Origin of the sequence: Streptomyces sp. URMC 126, assembly GCF_051386555.1 — a bacterium.
Lineage (GTDB): Bacteria > Actinomycetota > Actinomycetes > Streptomycetales > Streptomycetaceae > Streptomyces.
In genome coordinates, this window is sequence record NZ_JBPQTX010000675.1 from 1 (window position 1) to 443 (window position 443).

The 443-nt window shown below is 75.2% G+C and carries 1 protein-coding gene; it reads left to right on the plus strand.

What is annotated here, in order from left to right; genetic code table 11:
• Positions 1-335, plus strand: a 335-nt coding sequence (locus tag ACSNOK_RS33415) for a hypothetical protein (protein ID WP_436784530.1), incomplete at its 5' end; no start/stop codon positions are given.
• Positions 336-443: the final 108 nt, after the last annotated feature.

A 443-nucleotide genomic window follows, 5' to 3' on the forward strand; every position in this document is an offset into this window, starting at 1 on the left:
GGCGGGAGGCGATCGAGGGGGCGTTCAGGGCGGCCGGGATCGAGGGCGCGGTGATCGCCGACCCTTCGGGCCGGTGGTTCTACGCCCTGGTGCCGCCCGGCACGGCCGGGCAGTGGGACGTGCCCGGCGTGCGCGTGCTGGCCGCCGACCACTACCTGGGCGTGCCCGCTCCGCACCGGGCGGACCCACCCGGGACGCACTGGCTGCTGTGTCCGCCGCGGGGCGAGGAGGACCTCTGCGATCCGGCGGCGATCCGACGGCTGGTCGCGGCGGCATGCGCTCGTGTGGCCGGGGAGCGGGTGGACGGGATGAGGGTCGTCAATCTGCGCAGGTGACTGCCCCGTTGACAGGGGGGCGAGAGAGGCCGTCGAGTGCTTCGGCCCGGAGCGGGGCCATTCCTCCTGCCCCTCGAGTCAGTTGACCCCTCCCACCCCGCACGACGG